The 17,975-nt window shown below is 72.6% G+C and carries 15 protein-coding genes; 10 read left to right on the top strand and 5 right to left on the bottom strand.

Annotation, left to right across the window (positions count from 1 at the left end):
* Window positions 1-5 precede the first annotated feature (5 nt).
* Both ACFW3L_RS05765 and ACFW3L_RS05760 read right to left on the bottom strand, forming a co-directional pair.
* Window positions 6-1,307: a hypothetical protein gene (locus ACFW3L_RS05765; RefSeq protein WP_378736780.1), complete on the bottom strand. Its 1,302-nt coding sequence runs from the start codon at window positions 1,305-1,307 to the stop codon at window positions 6-8.
* A gap of 95 nt (window positions 1,308-1,402) precedes the next feature.
* The gene (locus ACFW3L_RS05760; RefSeq protein ID WP_378736778.1) at window positions 1,403-2,434 is read right to left on the bottom strand and encodes an ABC transporter substrate-binding protein; all 1,032 of its coding nucleotides are present in this window, start codon (window positions 2,432-2,434) and stop codon (window positions 1,403-1,405) included.
* A gap of 194 nt (window positions 2,435-2,628) precedes the next feature.
* Here ACFW3L_RS05760 and ACFW3L_RS05755 point away from each other — a divergent pair, with 194 nt between their 5' ends.
* From ACFW3L_RS05755 to ACFW3L_RS05740, 4 genes are all read left to right on the top strand, one after another.
* Window positions 2,629-3,705 (top strand): FecCD family ABC transporter permease, encoded by a 1,077-nt coding sequence (locus ACFW3L_RS05755; RefSeq protein ID WP_378736776.1) that lies wholly within the window; start codon window positions 2,629-2,631, stop codon window positions 3,703-3,705.
* Window positions 3,702-4,799 carry a FecCD family ABC transporter permease gene (locus ACFW3L_RS05750; protein WP_378736774.1) on the top strand — a complete coding sequence of 366 codons (1,098 nt, stop codon included), beginning with the start codon at window positions 3,702-3,704 and terminating at the stop codon, window positions 4,797-4,799. Before ACFW3L_RS05755 ends, ACFW3L_RS05750 begins: the two co-directional genes overlap by 4 nt.
* The gene (locus ACFW3L_RS05745; protein WP_378736772.1) at window positions 4,796-5,650 is read left to right on the top strand and encodes an ABC transporter ATP-binding protein; all 855 of its coding nucleotides are present in this window, start codon (window positions 4,796-4,798) and stop codon (window positions 5,648-5,650) included. The genes ACFW3L_RS05750 and ACFW3L_RS05745 overlap by 4 nt, the downstream gene beginning before the upstream one ends.
* A gap of 388 nt (window positions 5,651-6,038) precedes the next feature.
* Window positions 6,039-8,057, top strand: a complete 2,019-nt coding sequence (locus ACFW3L_RS05740) for a PhoX family protein (RefSeq protein WP_378736770.1) — start codon at window positions 6,039-6,041, stop codon at window positions 8,055-8,057.
* Window positions 8,058-8,184: 127 nt separating this feature from the next.
* Here ACFW3L_RS05740 and ACFW3L_RS05735 read toward each other — a convergent pair whose 3' ends face one another.
* Together ACFW3L_RS05735 and ACFW3L_RS05730 are read right to left on the bottom strand one after the other, a co-directional pair.
* A complete protein-coding gene (locus ACFW3L_RS05735) occupies window positions 8,185-8,634 on the bottom strand; it encodes a GNAT family N-acetyltransferase (RefSeq protein WP_378736768.1) in 450 nt (149 codons plus the stop codon).
* A 117-nt stretch (window positions 8,635-8,751) separates the two neighbouring features.
* Complete coding sequence (locus ACFW3L_RS05730; RefSeq protein ID WP_378736766.1) at window positions 8,752-10,068, bottom strand: isochorismate synthase MenF; 1,317 nt, start codon at window positions 10,066-10,068, stop codon at window positions 8,752-8,754.
* 319 nt (window positions 10,069-10,387) lie between these two features.
* Here ACFW3L_RS05730 and ACFW3L_RS05725 point away from each other — a divergent pair, with 319 nt between their 5' ends.
* The 6 genes from ACFW3L_RS05725 (at window position 10,388) to ACFW3L_RS05700 (ending at window position 15,896) form a co-directional block, all read left to right on the top strand.
* Window positions 10,388-12,025 carry a glycoside hydrolase family 10 protein gene (locus ACFW3L_RS05725; protein ID WP_378736764.1) on the top strand — a complete coding sequence of 546 codons (1,638 nt, stop codon included), beginning with the start codon at window positions 10,388-10,390 and terminating at the stop codon, window positions 12,023-12,025.
* Window positions 12,026-12,241: 216 nt separating this feature from the next.
* Entirely contained in the window at window positions 12,242-12,643 is a 402-nt protein-coding gene (locus ACFW3L_RS05720) for a molybdopterin-binding protein (RefSeq protein ID WP_378736762.1), read from the top strand.
* Window positions 12,636-13,478 (top strand): molybdate ABC transporter substrate-binding protein, encoded by an 843-nt coding sequence (gene modA, locus ACFW3L_RS05715; protein ID WP_378736760.1) that lies wholly within the window; start codon window positions 12,636-12,638, stop codon window positions 13,476-13,478. The genes ACFW3L_RS05720 and modA overlap by 8 nt, the downstream gene beginning before the upstream one ends.
* Window positions 13,475-14,317 (top strand): ABC transporter permease, encoded by an 843-nt coding sequence (locus ACFW3L_RS05710; protein ID WP_378736758.1) that lies wholly within the window; start codon window positions 13,475-13,477, stop codon window positions 14,315-14,317. Before modA ends, ACFW3L_RS05710 begins: the two co-directional genes overlap by 4 nt.
* The gene (locus ACFW3L_RS05705) at window positions 14,314-15,393 is read left to right on the top strand and encodes an ABC transporter ATP-binding protein (RefSeq protein WP_378736756.1); all 1,080 of its coding nucleotides are present in this window, start codon (window positions 14,314-14,316) and stop codon (window positions 15,391-15,393) included. Before ACFW3L_RS05710 ends, ACFW3L_RS05705 begins: the two co-directional genes overlap by 4 nt.
* Before the next feature lie 179 nt (window positions 15,394-15,572).
* Entirely contained in the window at window positions 15,573-15,896 is a 324-nt protein-coding gene (locus tag ACFW3L_RS05700; protein WP_378736753.1) for a DUF3040 domain-containing protein, read from the top strand.
* A gap of 69 nt (window positions 15,897-15,965) precedes the next feature.
* Here the strand turns inward: ACFW3L_RS05700 and ACFW3L_RS05695 are convergent, their stop codons facing one another.
* Window positions 15,966-17,960, bottom strand: coding sequence for a penicillin-binding transpeptidase domain-containing protein (locus tag ACFW3L_RS05695; protein ID WP_378736750.1), 1,995 nt, complete (start codon window positions 17,958-17,960; stop codon window positions 15,966-15,968).
* Window positions 17,961-17,975 lie beyond the last annotated feature (15 nt).

Below are 17,975 nucleotides of genomic sequence, written 5' to 3'. Positions count from 1 at the left end.
CAAGTTCACGTTTGGGCGCGGGTGCGGCGGGTGTCGACCGTCCTCCTCGGCGCACCCGGATGCGCCAGGAACGCGGGCATCGCGAACTCGTGGCCGTAGGCGCCCGCGTTGGGGAAGACCACCACGTCACCCGCGCGCAGCGACGCCACCCGCACGTCCCTGGCCAGCACGTCCTCGGGTGTGCACAGCTCTCCTGAGACCGTCACCGAGACACCCTCCACCCCGGGGCGCGGCAGGTCCCGGGGCCAGTCCCCGCCCTCCACGGCGGCGAAGTTGTGCCTGATCTCCCAGGAGGTGGGCAGTTGGAACTGGTTGATGCCGCCGCGCACCACCGCGAAGTGCTCGCCGTAGGCCGACTTCACGTCGGTCACCCGAGCCGCGTACCAGCCGGTCGGCGCGGCGATCCACCGGCCGGGCTCGAACACCACCTCCACCCCCGGGTCGGGCAGCGCGGCCAGGGCCGCGCCCAGGGCGGCGAGGTCGAACTCACCGTCACCCTCCTCGAACGGCACCCCGAGCCCCCCGCCCACGTCCACCACACGCAGGTCCACGCCGTGGCGCTTGGCGGTCTCCGCCGCCCACTCCAGGCACCAGAGCACGTAGGCGGCGTGCGCCACGGCGTCGGTGTTGCCGCTCACCGCGTGGACGTGGAACCCCACCAGGTCCAGCTCGGGCAGCGACATCGCGGTCGCCACCGCCTCCGGAACCCGGGGCTCGGGCAGACCGAAGGGGCTCGGCGCGCCGCCCATCACAAGGGACCCGCTCACCGGCACCCGCTCGGGATTCACGCGCAGCGTCACCGGGAGCACGACGTCCGCCGCACGGGCCGCGGCGGCGGTCCGGTGCAGCTCCAGTTCGCTCTCGACGTTGACCACCACGTCGGCGCCCCGCTCGGCCCGCAGCCGGGCCAGGCCCGAGAGCATCTCCGGGGTCTTGCCCGGACCGCTCACCGCGATCCGCTCGCCGCGGGCGGAACCGCCGTCGGCGCCCTCGGACCCCTCCCGTTCGCGCAGGGCGGCCAGGGCCGTGCGGGCCTCGCTCAACGACGCCGCCTCGAACCCGTCCACGGCCTCGGACAGGTGCGACAGCACCGGGGCGAACCCGTTGGACTTCACCGCGAAGTACACGCGGGCCCAGTCCGGCAGGGCCGCGCGCAGGGTGTGCACGCGGTCGGCGGCCAGGGCCGGGTCGTAGACGTACCCGGAACCGGGGGAGGCCGCCAGTTCCAGGGCGGCCCGGCGGACCGCCTCCGGGAGGACGTCGGCGGACAGGGCGGGCGTGTGCTCGAAGGAGCGGGGCGGTTCCATGGTGGTTCCCTCTCGGCGTGTCATGGTCCGCGCACGGACTGTGCGCGGGTCAGGGCAGGGCAGGGGGGCCCGGAGCCCGGGCCCCGCGAGGGTGGTCAGTTCCGGGGGTCGACGTCGAAGACCTCGGCCACGTCGTCGAGGACCGCGTGAGCGGAGATCAGGCCCACGCCGGACATCCAGTAGTCGTCGTCCACGTCGGTCTTCTCGCCCTCCAGCTGGTCCCACAGCGGGTTGGTGACGTAGTCGTCCTTGGACTCGTCCACCTCGCCCGCGCCGTCGTCGTAGGTGGCCACCAGGATCCGGTCGGCCTCCAGGTCGAGCAGGCGCTCGGGGCTGTGGTAGGTCGCGATCTCCTCGGAGTCGGTCTCGGTGTGCTCCCCGGCGGGCAGGCCCAGGTCGTCCAGGATCACTCCCACGTAGGAGTTGCGCGTGTACAGGCGCACGCCCTCGGCGTCCCCGGCGAAGCGGACCACGGACACCGTGGGGGCCCCTCCGTCGTGGGTCTCGGCGATCTCCTCCCCGATGGCGGCCGCGCGGTCCTCGAACTCGGTGATCAGGCGCTCGGCCTCCTCGGACTGGCCCAGGGCCGCGCCGGTCAGGCGCAGGTTGTCCTTCCAGGAGACGCCGGTGTCCTCGGACATCACGGTGGGCGCGACCTCGGCGAGCTGGTCGTAGCCGTCGCCGTGGCGGACCTCGGCGGACAGGATCAGGTCCGGCCGGGTCTGGGCGACCAGCTCGGGGCTGATCTCCCACAGCAGTCCGACCGACTCGGCCCCGTCGGCGTCGCCGGTGTTCCAGTCGCTCTCGAACAGGTACTCGGGCAGACCGTCCTGGTTCTCCGCGATCTGCGTGTAGCCCACCACGTTCCCGCCCAGGGCGAGGGTGGCGTCCACGTACGTGAAGTCCAGCGGCAGCACCCGCTCGGGGGCGGCCGGGATCTCGGTGGAACCCATGGCGTGGTCGACGGTGAGGGGGAATCCCTCGGCGGACCCGCCGTCGCCGGAGCCGTCACCGCCGTCGGCGTCCTCGCCGGGGCCGGCCGCGCCGCACGCGGTGAGCAGCGCCAGTGAGGAGACCGCCGCCAGCGCGGCCAGCCCCGGGCGGCGGGGGAGGAGGGGGTGGTTCATGGTGGGGGCTCCCGAAGGGGTGTGGGTGGTCCCGGTGCCGCTCCGTCGAGGTTGCCGCGACGAGCTGCCGGAACTTGACGAACGGTCGGACGGGGTGACTCTCTGGTGTGAACCGTGGCAAACTTAGATCATCCAAGTGTGGCTAGGCAAACCTAACTTAGGTCTGCCTGGCCTTTTCTCTGAGGGGAGGCCGGGTGAGCCGGACCACAGTCCCGACCCAGGAAGCGGGCGGGGCACCGCGTTCCCGGGAACCGGCGCGTTCCGCCGTCGACGCCCGACGATCGCGCCGACTGGGCGGCCTGGTGCTGCTCACATCGCTGCTCGCCGTCGCCCTCGCCGCCAGCGTGCTCGTGGGCGCCCGCACCCTCGACCCCGTCACCGTCTGGCAGGCCCTGACGACCGGCGCGGGGCCCGAGGCCGACACGATCGTCAACGAGATCCGCCTGCCCCGCACCGTGCTCGGCCTCCTGGCCGGGATCAGCCTCGGCCTCGGCGGCGCCCTCATGCAGGGCCACACCCGCAACCCCCTGGGCGACCCCAGCATCCTCGGGGTGACCTTCGGCGCCGCCCTCGCCGTCGTGGCGGGCATCCACTTCTTCGGTGTCACCGCCCTGCACACCCAGGCCTGGTTCGCCTTCGCCGGGGCCGGTGCCGCCGTGGTCGTCGTGTACGCGGTGGCCTCGGTCCCCGGACGCGGACCCACCCCCGTCACCCTGGCGCTCGCCGGAACCGCCATCAGTTGGATGGCCTACTCGATCGCCTCCGGGCTGGTCCTGCTCGACCAGTCCACCATGGAGAACTTCCGGTTCTGGAGGGTCGGATCCCTCTCCGGCCGCGACCCGTCGATCATCCCCCAGATGGTCCCCGTCGTCCTCGTCGGCGCCGTGCTCGCCCTGGTCAACGCCCGTGCCCTCAACGCCCTGGCCCTGGGCGAGGACACCGCCCGCGCCCTGGGGTTCCGCATCGGACGGGCCCGCCTCGTCGGCCTGGCCGCCATCACCCTCCTGACCGGCATCACCGTCGCGGCCTGCGGTCCCATCGCCTTCGTCGGCCTCATCGTCCCGCACCTGGCACGGGGCATCGTCGGTGCCGACTACCGCTGGCTGATCCCCTACTCGGCCCTCATGGGCGCGGTCCTCCTCCTCGCCGCCGACATCCTCGGCCGGTTCCTCGCCCCGCCCGGCGAACTCCAGGTCGGGGTGGTCCTCGCCCTGGTCGGCGCCCCCTTCTTCATCCACGTCGTCCGCCGCCGGAGGTTGTTCGCGCTGTGACCGCCACCCTCGACCCCCCGCCCCCGCGCGACCCCCTGGCACGCCGGGCCCGGGCGATCACCCTCGGCCCCGTCACGGTCCCGCTCCGCCCGCGCCTGGTCGCCGTCGCGACGCTCACCGCCGTGGTGGTCGTGGCCCTGACCGGGCTCAACCTCTCCGTCGGGGACGTCTTCGTCGCCCCCGGCCAGGTGTGGGCCAACGTCGTCGGCACCAGCTACGACGAGTACTTCACCATCTGGCGGGTGCGGATGCCGCGCGTAGTGGTCGGCCTGCTCGCGGGCGCGGCGCTGGCCGCCGCCGGAGCCATCACCCAGGCGATCATGCGCAACCCGCTGGCCAGCCCCGACCTGCTCGGGGTCACCCACGGCGCCAGCGCGGGCGTGGTGGCGGTGATGGCCTTCGGCGGCAGCTACGGGATCGTCAGCGGCCCCCTCGCCCAGATCGGGGTCCCCGCGCTGGCGCTGATCGGCGGCCTGGCCGCCGGGGCGCTCTGCTACGGGCTGGCCTGGCGCGGCGGCGTCGACGGCTTCCGCCTCCTGCTGGTGGGCGTGGGCGTGTCCACCGTCCTGATGAACGTCACCCTCTGGATGCTCACCCTCGGGGAGGTCAACGACAGCGGCCGGGCCATGGTGTGGATCGCGGGCAGCCTCTCCATGCGCACCTGGACCCACGCCCTGCCCGTGGCGGTCGCCCTCGCCGTCCTGCTGCCGCTGGCCCTGGCCGGTGCGCGCACGCTGGACGCCCTCTCCTTCGATGACGACGTCACCCGCGGCCTCGGCGTGCGCGTGGAGGCCGCCCGCACGGGCATGCTCGCGCTGGCCGTGCTCCTCGCCGCGTTCGGCACCTCGGCGGCCGGGCCCATCCTCTTCGTGTCGCTGGCGGCCCCGCAGATCGCCCTGAGACTGGGTCGCGCGGCACGGCCGCCGGTCCTGCTCTCGGCCCTGGTCGGGGCCGCCCTGGTGGCCGGGGCCGACCTCGTGGCCCGCAACCTCTTCGGCACCGTCCAGCTCCCCGTCGGCATCGTCACCGGCTGCCTGGGCGCCCTCTACCTCGTGTACCTCCTCGTCCGCGGCAACCGAAAGGTCCAGGCGTGACCACCGAACAGACCCACCCGAGCCCGCTCCCGGACACGGCGCCCGCCATGGCCGACGCGCCCAGGGCGCGGCTGAGCGCCCGCGGCCTCACCCTGGCCTACGACGAACGCACCATCGTCGACGGTCTGGACGCCGACATCGTCGAGGGCACCGTCACCTGCGTGATCGGACCCAACGGCTGCGGGAAGTCCACCATGCTCCGCGCCCTGGGCCGCCTCATGCGCCCACGCGCCGGTGTGGTGGAGCTCGACGGCCGCGACATCCACCGGGTGCCCACACGGGAGGTGGCCCAGGTGCTGGGGGTCCTGCCGCAGCAGCCGACCGCCCCCGACGGCCTCACCGTCGCGGACCTCGTCGCGCGCGGGCGTCACCCCTCCCAGAAGTGGTACCGGCAGTGGTCGGGGGACGACCACCGGGCCGTCTCCACCGCCCTGGAACGGACCGGCCTCCTGGAGCTGGCCGACACCCCGCTCCAGGAGCTGTCCGGCGGCCAGCGCCAGCGCGCGTGGATCTCCATGGTCCTGGCCCAGGGCACGGACCTGCTGCTGCTGGACGAGCCCACCACGTTCCTGGACCTGGTCCACCAGGTGGACGTCCTGGACCTCGTCCGCGACCTGCACCGGCAGGGCGGCCGCACCATCGTGATGGTCCTGCACGACCTCAACCTCGCGGCCCGCTACGCGGACACCATCATCACCATGCGTGACGGCCGGGTGGTGGCCAGCGGGACGCCCGCCGAGGTGCTCACCCCCGCACTGCTGCGCGAGGCCTTCGGCCTGGAGGCCGTCGTCACCGAGGACCCGGTCTCCGGAGGCCCGCTCGTGGTCCCCGTGGGCCGCGCGGGACGCTGACCCGCCGAGCCGTCGAGGAGGGACGTACCGCTTCGAGCGCGACTGGCTCAGGGGAGGCATGGGGCAGATGTGGCGTGACACATGCGGTCAGATCGTCAGAAGACACCCGCGACGCCGGGCGAGGCATCTGGACGTGATCGAGTCGGTAGGCGAGGATCACCACAAGTGGTCCGACGGTGCGTGTTCGTACGACTTTGCTGGGTGATGCCCCCGGGCGTGCCTGGGGAGTTGTCGACGCGTTCACCCGGGTTTCACCATCGCGTGTGAAAACTCGGCCAAGGTCGTGAGCGACCAGGCAGGACCTCCTGCACGATCGCTGTCGCGCCTCCGAGCGGAGCCCCGCAGCCCGACGGGGCGCGTGAGCGGTCACGATCCCCGAGGAGAACGTGTGACCCCATCCGCGCCCCGCCGCCGCCTCCTGCCCCTGCTCGGAGTCGGAGGAGGACGTTCCCCCAAGACCTGCGAGTACCGGTGCGGCAACGCCTGCTTCCACCCCGCTCCCAACAGGAGCGACAACGCCTACTTCGGTGACATCTTCCAGGGCGTGCTCTCCCGGCGCACCGCGCTCAGGGGAGCGGCGGTCGGCGCCGGAGCCGGCGCCCTCGGCCTGGCCGCCTTGAGCCCGGCCGCCGCGGACAGAGGCCCCGGCCGACCGCACCCCTCGCCCCGCCCCACCTTCAAGAGCGTCCAGCCCAACAACCTCGACGCGGTCACGGTCCCCGAGGGCTACGACCACCACGTGATCGTGCGCTGGGGCGACCCCGTCCTGCCCGACGCCCCGGAGTTCGACTTCGACAACCAGACCGCCGAGGCCCAGGAGCGGCAGTTCGGTTACAACTGCGACTACGTCGGCTTCCTTCCGCTGGACGACGACAGCGGCCTGTTGTGGGTCAACCACGAGTACACCAACGAGGAACTGATGTTCCGCGGCTACTCCGACGGCGCGGACGCCGACCTCGAGTGGATCCGCGTGGCGATGGCCGCCCACGGCGGTTCCGTGGTGGAACTGGACCGGGTGGACGGCACCGGCCAGTGGGTGCTCTCCGAAGGCGAACGGGCCTTCAACCGGCGCGTCCACCTCGGCACGGAGTTCCGGCTCACCGGCCCCGCCGCCGGGGACGAACTGCTGCGCACCGAGGCCGACCCCGAGGGCACGCGGGTCCTGGGCATGCTCAACAACTGCGCGGGCGGCACCACCCCCTGGGGGACCATCCTCAGCGGCGAGGAGAACTACAACCAGTACTTCGTCGCCGCACCCGACACCGAGCCCTACGCCCGCTACGGCTTCTCCACCAGCCGTGGAGGGCGCCGCTGGGACCGCGTGGACGAGCGCTTCGACCTCTCCAAGCACCCCAACGAGGCGCACCGCTTCGGCTACATCGTGGAGATCGACCCGCACGACCCCGACTCCACCCCGGCCAAGCGCACCATGCTGGGCCGCTTCAAGCACGAGGGCGCCAACGTCAACCTCACCGAGGACGGCCGCGTGGCCGCGTACATGGGTGACGACGAGCGCTTCGACTACATCTACAAGTTCGTCAGCGCCAAGAAGTACGTCGAGGGCTCCCGCAGACACAACATGACGCTGCTGGACTCCGGCACGCTCTACGTGGCCCGGCTGGAGGGCAACAGCCCCTCCGACGAGATCGACGGCACGGGCGCGCTGCCCTCCGACGGCGAGTTCGACGGCACCGGCGAGTGGATCCCGCTCTGCACCGACACCGAGAGCTTCGTGGAGGGCTTCTCCGTGGCGGAGGTGCTGATCCACACCCGTCTGGCCGCCGACCGGGTCGGCCCCACCAAGATGGACCGCCCCGAGGACTTCGAGCCCAGCCCGGTGACCGGCAAGGTCTACTGCGCGCTGACCAACAACAGCGCGCGTGAGCCCGGCCAGGCCGACGAACCCAACCCGCGCGGCCCCAACAAGTTCGGACACGTCCTGGAGATCATCGAGGACGGTTCCGACTCCGGGGCCACCACGTTCACCTGGATCGTGCCGATCGTCTGCGGCGACCCCGAGGACGATTCCACCTACTTCGCCGGGTTCGACAAGTCCAGGGTCATGCCGATCTCGGCGCCCGACAACGTGGCCTTCGACAAGCACGGCAACCTGTGGATCTCCACCGACGGACAGCCGGGCAGCCTGGGCATCAACGACGCCCTGCACGTGGTCCCGGTCGAGGGCCGCTTCCGTGGCGAACTGCGGACCTTCGCCACCGTCCCGGTCGAGGCCGAGACGTGCGGCCCGCTGATCACCGAGGACCAGAAGACCGTCTTCCTCGCGCCGCAGCACCCGGGCGAGAACGGCACGGTCGAGCAGCCGACCAGCCTCTGGCCGGACGGGGACTTCCCCCGCCCGTCCGTGGTGTGCGCCTGGCACAAGGGCGGCCGCGACATCGGCACCTGATCACCGCACCCGGAGGGTGCGACCGGGCCGTGTCGGCCCGGAGCAGACCACCGGCCCCGGTTCCCTCCGTCGTGGGGGAGGAACCGGGGCCGGTTCCTCGTGCGGGCGCCTCACACGGGCCGGCGCCTCACAGGGCCCGCTCGAAGCACAGTGAGCCGGGGGTGTCCGCGTAGGCGCCGAAGGCGGCGATGGGGCCGTACCCGGCCTTCGTGTAGAACCGCACCGCGTCCGGCTGGCGGTCGCCGGTCTCCAGACGCAGACAAGTCCAGCCCCGCTCGCGGGCCCACCCCTCCAGGACGCTCAGCAGGGCCCCCGCCGCGCCCGAGCCCCGGCTCTCCGGTCGCACGAACATGCGCTTGACCTCGCCGCGTCCGTCACCCAGGTCCCGCAGGCCGCCGCAGCCCACGGCGGTGCCGTCGTCGTCGCGCACCACCGCGAACACCGCGATGTCGTCGGCGGAGGGCGGGGTCCCCGGCTCGGAGTCCGGGGTGGCGTAGCGTGCGGCGATCTCCCGCCGCTGGCCGAGGCGGAGCGCGACGGCGTCGGGATCGTCCCAGGGGACCAGTGTGACGTGCATACCGCGAGCCTGCCGTGCCCGTGTTTCCCCCGTGTGAACCGCCGACCGCGCGTACCCGGCCGGGGAACGGGCCCCGGCCTCCGGCCCCCGAGCCCTGGCCAGGGCTGGCCCCGGGGCTCAGGCCTCGGGGTCGGTCAGGGCCTCACGCATCACCCGGAACTTCGACTCGGCCTCGGCCACCTCCGAGACCGGGTCCGAACCGGCCACGATCCCCCCGCCCGCGTACAGGCGCGCGTGGGCGCCGTCCACGTGGGCACAGCGCAGCGCGATCCCCCACTCGGAGTTGCCCGCGCCGTCCAGCCAGCCCACCGGCCCGGCGTATCCGCCCCGGTCCATGCCCTCCACCTCCGCGATGAGGCGCATCGCCGTCGCGGTGGGGGTACCGCCCACGGCGGCCGTGGGGTGCAGCGCCGCCACCGCGTCCAGGGCGGACACCTCCGGGGAGAGGCGGGCGTGCGCGCGCGTGGCCAGGTGCTGCACGTTGGCGAGTCTGAGCAGGTGCGGCCAGGCCGGGACCACCAGCTCCTCGGAGAGTGGCTCCAGGGCGGCCCGCAGGGAGTCCACCGCCAGCCCGTGCTCCTCGACGTCCTTGGCGGAGGCCAGCATCTCCTGACCCAGGCGCTGGTCGGACTCGGCGTCCTCGCCCCGGGGACGGGTCCCGGCCAGGACCAGGGAGGTGAGCTGGTCGCCCTCACGACGCAGGAGGAGTTCGGGGGTGGCGCCGACCATGCCGCCCACGGAGAACGTGAAGCAGGCGGGGAAGCGGGTGCGCAGCCTCTCCAACAGCACGCGCACGTCGACGGGGGCGTCGGCGTCGGCGAAGGAGTCCCGGGCCAGTACGGCCTTCTCCAGTTCACCGGCGCGGATGCGCGCGACCGTCCCGGCCACGGCGCCCATCCACTCCTCGCGGGTCAGCGAACCGGGACGCCACCGCACGGGGCCGACGGGACGCGGCGCGGAACCGGGACGCAGCAGTTCCTCGGGATGGGTGCCGGGCTCGTCGGTGACGGTGGTCAACCAGGTGCGCCCGGCACGGCGGCCCACGACCACACGCGGCACGATCAGCGTCGAACCCGCGGAGGTGGGCGCGAACGTGAACGTGCCGAAGGTGACCAGTCCCGTGCCGGGCAGGTCGACCTCGTCCTCGACCTCGGCGCGCTCCAGCAGAGCGTCGAACCAGCGCGCCGCCTCGTCGAACCGGCTGGTGTCGGTGGGCGCGGTGCCCTCCGGAAGCGGTGCGCACTCCAGCCGGGCGGCCTCGCCCCAGCCCACGATGCCGTCGTCCCCCGACAGCCAGGCGAGCGGTACCCCGTCGGGAAGACGTCGGACCAGACTGCTGTCGGCGCGGTCACGCAGGGCGACGGTGCGGACGAACAGCTTCCTGGCGTCGGGGTTCGGATGGCTCTGCTTCTGGGGGTGCGGCACGGCGTTCACGGGACTCGATTCTAGGACGTGGCCTGGGACGTCGTGTCCCGGGTCGGTCCCGTCAGGGCGTTTCACGGTGGGACCGTTCCCCGGCGCGGTCGTGGCCCCGGGGGAGAACTTTGCCCGGACCGGGGTGTGGCCTGCCGGAAGCGCCGCCCCGGCGGTGCTTCGTTGACCTGGCAAAAGATTCCCGTTGAGCACCGCGTGCGACGTTATCCACATTATGGCCGAATCGTGTCCGAAAATTGACATCTTGCCCTACTGTGGTTCGCGGCGTGGCGCCAAGCGGACGGCGACACGCGGACCTCCCGAAGGAGATCTGTTGTTGATGCGTTCGAAGGCACGGGACGTGGGTACGCCGCGAGCCGGAGTGCGATGGGCGGCGGCCGCCGCGGCGGCCACGGTGCTGCTGGCGGGGTGCTCCGCTAAGGAGGGTGGCCCCGAGGCGGGAGCCGAGGCCGCCGTCCCCGGTGGCGAGGGCATCGCCGCGCCCGCCCAGTGCGGGACCGACGACGACAAGCGTCAGATGCGCGGCGCCTGGCTCACCACCGTCCGTAACATCGACTGGCCCTCCGAGCCGGGCCTCTCTGCCGACGAGCAGAAGGCCGAGCTCGACGAGTGGCTCGACGAGTCCGTCGACATGGGCCTCAACGCCGTGTTCCTGCACGCCCGGCCCACCGCGGACGCCGTGTACGAGTCCGAGCTCGAACCGTGGGCGCGCTACCTCACCGGTGAGCAGGGCGGCGACCCGGGGTACGACCCGCTGGAGTACGCGGTGGAGGAGGCGCACAAGCGCGGCCTGGAGCTGCACGCCTGGTTCAACCCGTACCGGGTCGGCCTCCAGGACCCCGACGTCGAGAACCTCGCCGACGACCACCCCGTCAAGCAGAACCCCGACTGGCTGGTGGACTTCGGCAAGGAGGCCTACGTGGACCCGGGCAACCCCGAGGTCCGGGAGTGGGTCACCTCCGTCATCATGGACGTCGTCGAACGCTACGACGTCGACGGCATGCACTTCGACGACTTCTTCTACCCGTACCCGCAGGAGGGCGCGACCTTCGACGACGACGCCACCTGGGAGGAGCACGGGGGCGACTTCGACGACCGGGGCGACTGGCGGCGTGACAACGTCGACCAGCTCATGCGCGACGTGCACGGCCAGATCCAGGAGACCAAGCCGTGGGTGAGCTTCGGCGTCTCCCCGTTCGGCATCTGGCGCAACGACAGCACCGACGCGTCGGGCTCGCCCAGCTCGGGCCTGCAGTCCTACGACGCGCAGTACGCGGACACCCGCACCTGGATCCAGGAGGGGACCGTGGACTACGTCGCGCCCCAGCTGTACTGGGAGCGGGGCTTCTCCACCGCCGACTACGAGGCCATGACCGACTGGTGGGCCAACGAGGTCGAGGGCACCGACGTGGACCTGTACGTGGGCCAGGGCGCCTACCGTCTCGGGGAGAGCGGCTGGACCGACGACGACGCGCTGAGCACCCAGCTCGACTACTCGGGCGGGCTCGACGAGGTCTCCGGTGACGTCTACTTCTCCATCAAGAGCATGCGCGACAACCCGGACGCGGTGGACCACCTGAAGGAGTCCCACTACGCCCAGCCCGCGCTGCCTCCGGTGATCGAGTCACCCGAGGACGACGGCCCCCGGGTCGGCGCTCCCACCGAGGTCTCGGCCGAGGTCGGGGACGGTGAGGTGAAGGTGGAGTGGCAGGCCATCGACGACGCCCGTTTCTACGCGGTCTACCGTCTGCCCGCCGAGGCCGCCCGAGCGCTGGAGGCCGGTGACGAGGAGGCCTACTGCGCCGCGCTCGCCCCGGAGAACCTGGTCGGCATGACCGGTGAGCCCACGCTGACCGACACCGAGCCGCTGGATGACGGCGCCGGATACGTGGTCACCGCCCTGGACGACTACCGGGCCGAGGGCCCGGTCAGCGAGATCGCCGCCCCGCGCGGCTGACCTCCGAACCGACGGGGCCGACGGGTCCGCTCCCCACACGGGGGGCGGACCCGTTCTCGTGTGTCCGGGGGTCCACCTCCGGACACACGAGAACGGGCCCGCCTGTCGCGCGTCGGGCTCCGTCTGGCATATTCGCCGAATACGGGCCACGAAGCTATGATTTGCCAGGTCCAAGTACGTCAAAACCTCGTATGTGCGAGTAGTAGGTTCTTTCCCATGCCGACCTTCCAGATCAGCGAGGCCGCCGACCTGCTCGGCGTCAGCGCCGACACCGTGCGCCGATGGGTGGACTCCGGCCGCCTGGCCGCCACCCGTGACGCCTCCGGCCGCCGTCACGTGGACGGCGCCGAGCTCGCCGCGTTCATGCGGGCCGGGGCCGACGAGGACCCGGGCCGCCGCGTCTCCTCCGCGCGCAACCGCTTCCGCGGTCTGGTCACCCAGGTGGTCCGCGACCAGGTCATGGCCAGCGTCGAGATCCAGGCCGGACCGCACCGGGTGGTCTCCCTGATGAGCCGCGAGGCGGCCGACGAGCTCGGCCTGGAGATCGGGAGCGCGGCCACGGCCGTCGTGAAGTCCACCAACGTCATCGTCGAGACCACCGGAGAACTCCATGCGTGAGAGCGTCCCCCACCGCACCGGCCACCGTCCCCCAGCGTCCGGGCTCGCCGCCGTCGCGGCCGTCTGCGTCGTCCTGACCGCCTGTGGCGCCGAGGACACCGAGCCCGGTGACGGCGCCGACTCCGCGGGGGCCCTCACCGGGGAGCTCACCGTCTTCGCCGCCGCCTCCCTCACCGACGTCTTCACCGAGATCGCGGAGGACTTCCGGGACCGGCACCCCGACGTCGAGGTCACCTTCAACTTCGCGGGCAGCAGCGAGCTGGCCCAGCAGATCAACTCCGGGGCACCCGCAGACGTGTTCGCCGCCGCCAACACCGCCACCATGGAACAGGTGGTCGCGGGCGAGGGCCTGGACGCCGACTGGGCGGCCGAACACGGCGAGGACGGGCTGGTCTTCGTCACCAACACCCTGCGGATCGCCGTGCCGCCGGACAATCCCGCCGGGATCGAGAACCTGGCCGACCTCGCGGACGACGGCGTGCAGGTGGCCTTCTGCGCCGAGGAGGTGCCCTGCGGGGCCGCGACCACGGCCGCGCTGGACGCCTCCGGCCTGGACGTCACCCCGGTCACCTACGAGGAGGACGTCCGCGCCGTCCTCACCAAGGTCGAACTGGGTGAGGTGGACGCGGGCATGGTCTACTCCACGGACGTCATCTCCTCGGGGGACCGGGTCGAGGGACTGGAGTTCCCCGAGGCCGAGGAGGCCGTGAACGACTATCCGATCGGCGTACTGTCGAGTTCCGGCGACTCCGCGCTCGCCAGCGCGTGGGTCGAGGCGGTCACCTCCGACGAGGGCGCGGCCGTCCTCCGGGACGCGGGCTTCGGCACACCGTGAGCGCCGCGACACCCGGCCGCTCCGGGCCCGCCTCGCGCGGGCGGGCCCCGCGCCCGAAGTCCGGGCGGGTCCCCTGGATCCTGGTCGTCCCCGCCGTCGCGGGCGTGCTCTTCCTCGTCCTGCCCTTCGCCGGGATGCTGGTCCGCGCGCCCTGGCCCACCATGGGCGCCCGCGTCACCGACCCCACCGTGCTCGCGGCCCTGTGGCTGTCGCTGTCCACCGCCACCGTGGCCACCGTCGTCTCGCTCCTGCTCGGAGTCCCCCTCGCCTGGCTGCTGGCCCGCACCGAGTTCCCCGGCCGCAGGTTCGTCCGGGCCCTGGTGACCGTCCCGCTGGTGATCCCGCCCGTGGTGGGCGGTGTGGCCCTGCTGCTGGTGCTGGGCCGCAACGGTCTGGTGGGCCGGTACCTGGACGCCTGGTTCGGGCTCACCCTGCCGTTCACGCCCGCCGCCGTGGTCATCGCGCAGGTGTTCGTGGCCATGCCGTTCCTCGTGATCAGCGTGGAGGGAGCCCTGCGCGGTGCGGACCGCCGCTATGAGGAGGCCGCCGCCACCCTGGGCGCCGACCGCGTCACCGTCTTCACCCGCGTCACCCTGCCGATGGTGCTGCCCGGGATCGGGGCGGGGGCCGTGCTCTGCTGGGCGCGCGCCCTCGGTGAGTTCGGCGCGACCATCACCTTCGCCGGGAACTTCCCCGGCGCCACCCAGACCATGCCGCTGGCCGTCTACATGGCCATGCAGCGCGACCCCGAGGCCGCCATCGTGCTCAGCCTCGTCCTGCTCCTGGTGTCCCTGGTGGTCCTGGCCACCCTGCGCGAAAGGTGGGTGAACGCCTCGTGAGGCCCACCGCCCCGACCACCGCCCGCGGGCTCGACGCCGACCTGCGCCTCACCCGGGGCGCCTTCGCCCTGGACGTGACCCTGTCCGCGGAACCGGGGGAGATCGTCGCCCTGCTCGGCCCCAACGGGGCGGGCAAGTCGTCCGCGCTGCGCGCCCTGGCCGGGCTGGTCCCGCTCTCCGGGGGACACGTCCGGGTGGACGGCGTCGACGAGACCGCCACCGCCGTCGAGCACCGGCCCATCGGCATGGTCTTCCAGGACTACCTGCTCTTCGAGCACCTCAGCGCCCTGGACAACGTCGCCTTCGGACCGCGCTGCCAGGGAGCGGGCAGGACCGAGGCGCGCTCCCGCGCCGCCGAACTGCTGGACCACATGGACCTGGCCGACCACGCCCACGCGCGGCCCCGGCAGCTGTCCGGAGGCCAGGCACAGCGGGTGGCGCTGGCCCGTGCCCTGGCGGTCCGGCCCCGCCTGCTGCTGCTGGACGAACCGATGGCGGCCCTGGACGCCAGCACCCGGATCGACGTCCGGGCCAGGCTGCGCCACCTCCTGGAGGACTTCGACGGTGTGACGGTCCTGGTCACCCACGACCCCCTGGACGCCATGGTTCTGGCCGACCGTATCGCCGTGATCGAGTCGGGCCGGGTCGTGCAGCGTGGTGAACCCGCCGAGGTGGCCCGGCGCCCGCGCACCTCCTACGTCGCCCGCCTGGTGGGGCTCAACCTCTTCCGTGGTCGGGGCGAGGGGGAGTCGGTCGCCCTGGCGGCCGGTCCGGACGGGGACGGCGTCGCCCGGGTCGCGGTGCGCGAACCGCACGAGGGCCCCGCCCTGGTGGCCTTCCCGCCGCGCGCGGTGGCCCTGTACCCGGAGCACCCCCATGGCAGCACGCGCAACGTGTGGCGGCTGACGGTGGAGGGGATCGAGCGCTTCGGCGACCAGGTCCGCGTGCACCTGAAGGGTCCGCTCTCCCTGGTGGCGGACATCACCCCCGCCGCCCTGGCCGAGCTGGGGCTGGCCCGGGGGGACACGGTCTGGGCGGGGGTCAAGGCCGCCGAGGTGGAGTGCTACCCGGACTGAGCGGAGGCGCCCCGGGGCGGAATGCGGTTCTCACATCATGGAACAAATCGCTTTATCTGCCATCAACAGTGAAATGCGGTGCGAAAATACGCCGAACCCTTGGATATCCGGACCGTACCCGGGGGAGACTCAGGACATCCGGTGACGACAGTCCTTCCCTCATGGCCGAGGAGGGTTCCATGTCCCTGCGAGAGCACGAACGACGCATCCTCGCGGAAATAGAGCGACAGCTCAGCGAGGAGGCTCCGGCGCTGGCCGGACGCCTGGAGGCCTTCGGGAGCGATGATCCCGACGCCCCCATCGACCCCGGTCTGCGAAGTTGGCGGCCCTGGGTCGCCTGCGGACTGATCGCCGCTTTCACCGCCGGGCTGCTGGTCCTGCTGTTCGTGCTCACGCCGAGCGCCCCGCAGCCGGACGTTCCACGCCCCGCGGAGACCTCACAGGGCACCGAACCGGCGCCGGAGGGCGGCACAGCGGACCGCGTCCCCGCGCCCGCCGACTGACCGCCGGCGCCACACCACGACGAAGGCCCCGCCCGGAGCGTCTCCGAGCGGGGCCACACGCGCGCCCGGCTACAGCGCGTTGGTGAACTTGGCGGCCAGCGGGCCGGCGACCGACCCACCGCCTCCGCCACCCTCGACCACGAGGGCGAAGGCCACGTCGCCCTTGTAACCGACCATCCACGCGTGGGTGGGCAGTTCGTCGTCCTCGTCGGCGTCGTCGGCGGTGCCGAACTCGGCGGAGCCGGTCTTGCCGAACACGTCTCCCTGGAATCCGGCGTCCTTGGCCGTGCCGTCCGTGATGACCTCGCGCATCATCGGACGCAGGGCCTCGGCGTTCCCGATCGCCTGGGGCTCGCGTAGGTCGTCCCTGGCGGGCTCGGTGACCAGCACCGGCTGACGCCACGAGCCGTCCGCGACGGCGGCGGGGACCGTCGCCATGTGCAGCGGCGAGGTGAGGATCTGGCCCTGCCCGATGCCCTGGGCGCCCATCATGGTGGTGCTGTCCACGGGCGGGAAGCTCGGCTCCTGGGTGGTGACACCGATGTCCAGCGGAGCGTTCATCCCGAACTGCTCGGCGCTGGCCTGGAGGGTCTCCGGGTTCAGGATCTGGCCGATCTCGTGCACCAGCGCGGTGTTGCAGGAGGTCGCGAACGCCTCCGACACCGACTGCTGGCCGTACTCTCCGCCGCCCGCGTTGCGGAACGGCCACCCGCCCAGCTCGTACTCCTCCGGGCAGTCCATGGTGGCGTCCACCGACAGGCCGTTGTCCAGGAGCGAGCTGTAGGTGACGATCTTGAAGGCCGACCCCGGCGGGTACTGGCCCTCGAAGGCGCGGTTGAAGCCGCCGGGCACGTTCACCGCCGCCAGGACCTCACCGGTCGAGGGGCGGACCGCCACCAGACCGGCGGGGTCGTCGGCGTCGATGATCGCGTTGGCGGCCGCGTTCTGGACGCCCATGTCGAAACTGGTGGTGATGGACTCACCGTCGGAGCCGTCCAGGGAGGCGACGGTGTTCTCCTCTGTGACCTCCGGAGCCTCGCCGCCCTCGACCTCGGCCGCGTCCACCATCACGATGGTCGTGGCGGCCTCCCCGGCCAGCCGCTCCTCGTAGGTGCGCTGGAGTCCGGTCTTGCCGATGGTGTCACCCACGTCGTACGCCGGACCCAGCCGCTCGACGTCGTCCTCGTCGGCCTCCCCCAGCTCGCCCACGATCATCTGGATCGAACCGGACACGTCCGGGGCGTCCAGACGGGTGCCGTCGGCGGCCAGGACCTGTCCGCGCTCGCCCCACACGGCCGTGCGGGTGAGGATCTGGCCCTCACCGAGCCCGGGGTAGGCGACCTCGGGGGAGAACTCGACCAGCCACTCGCCGTCCTCCCGCACCAAGGGGAGCTCACCCTCCCAGCCGAAGTCACTGGCGTTGGTCAGCGACAGCGTGACCTCGTAGGGGGCGCTGCCGGTGCCGCCGTCGGTGGTGGGGGAGCCGACCTCGACGTCGACACCGTCCACACCCAGGCCGGAGTCGATTCCGCCGAGGATCGCCTCGGCGTCGTCACCGGTGGTGACGGCGGCCAGACGGGCGAAGTCCTGCTCCTCCCAGGCGGCCTCGAACTCGGAAGTGGCCTCCTCGGGCTGCGGCAGCGTGTAGACGTACCAACCGGCTCCCGCGCCGACCAGGGCGAGCACGACCACGGTCGCGACCACGCCGATGACGAGTCCACGCCGGGACTTCCTGGGCGGCGGCCCCTGGTCGTAGCCGTCGTAGCCGTCGTCGTCACCGGGACCACCGGGCCCCCGCGGGCCCTCGGGGCCGCCGGGTCCGTCGGGCGCTCCGGCTCCGCCGTAGAGGTACTCGTAGCCAGCACCCTGACCGTTCCGCTCCTGTGCCCCGGGCTCGCCGTGCTGATCGGGAGCGGACCCCGGGTAGGGGGTGTCGCCCTGGTAGGCGGGCTGGCCCCCGTACGGGGTCTCCCAGGACTCGGCGGGGGGACCGACGGGCTCGTGGCCCTGGGCCGTCCGGGCCCAGCCGTCCTGGGGAGCGTGCCCGGGGGTGTCCCTGGGCACGGGTGCGACCGGGGT

Origin of the sequence: Nocardiopsis sp. NPDC058789, from assembly GCF_042745575.1 — a bacterium.
Taxonomy (GTDB): Bacteria; Actinomycetota; Actinomycetes; order Streptosporangiales; family Streptosporangiaceae; genus Nocardiopsis; species Nocardiopsis eucommiae.
Note: the sequence above shows the minus strand (reverse complement) of the source record. Positions and strands in the feature narration are given on the sequence as shown.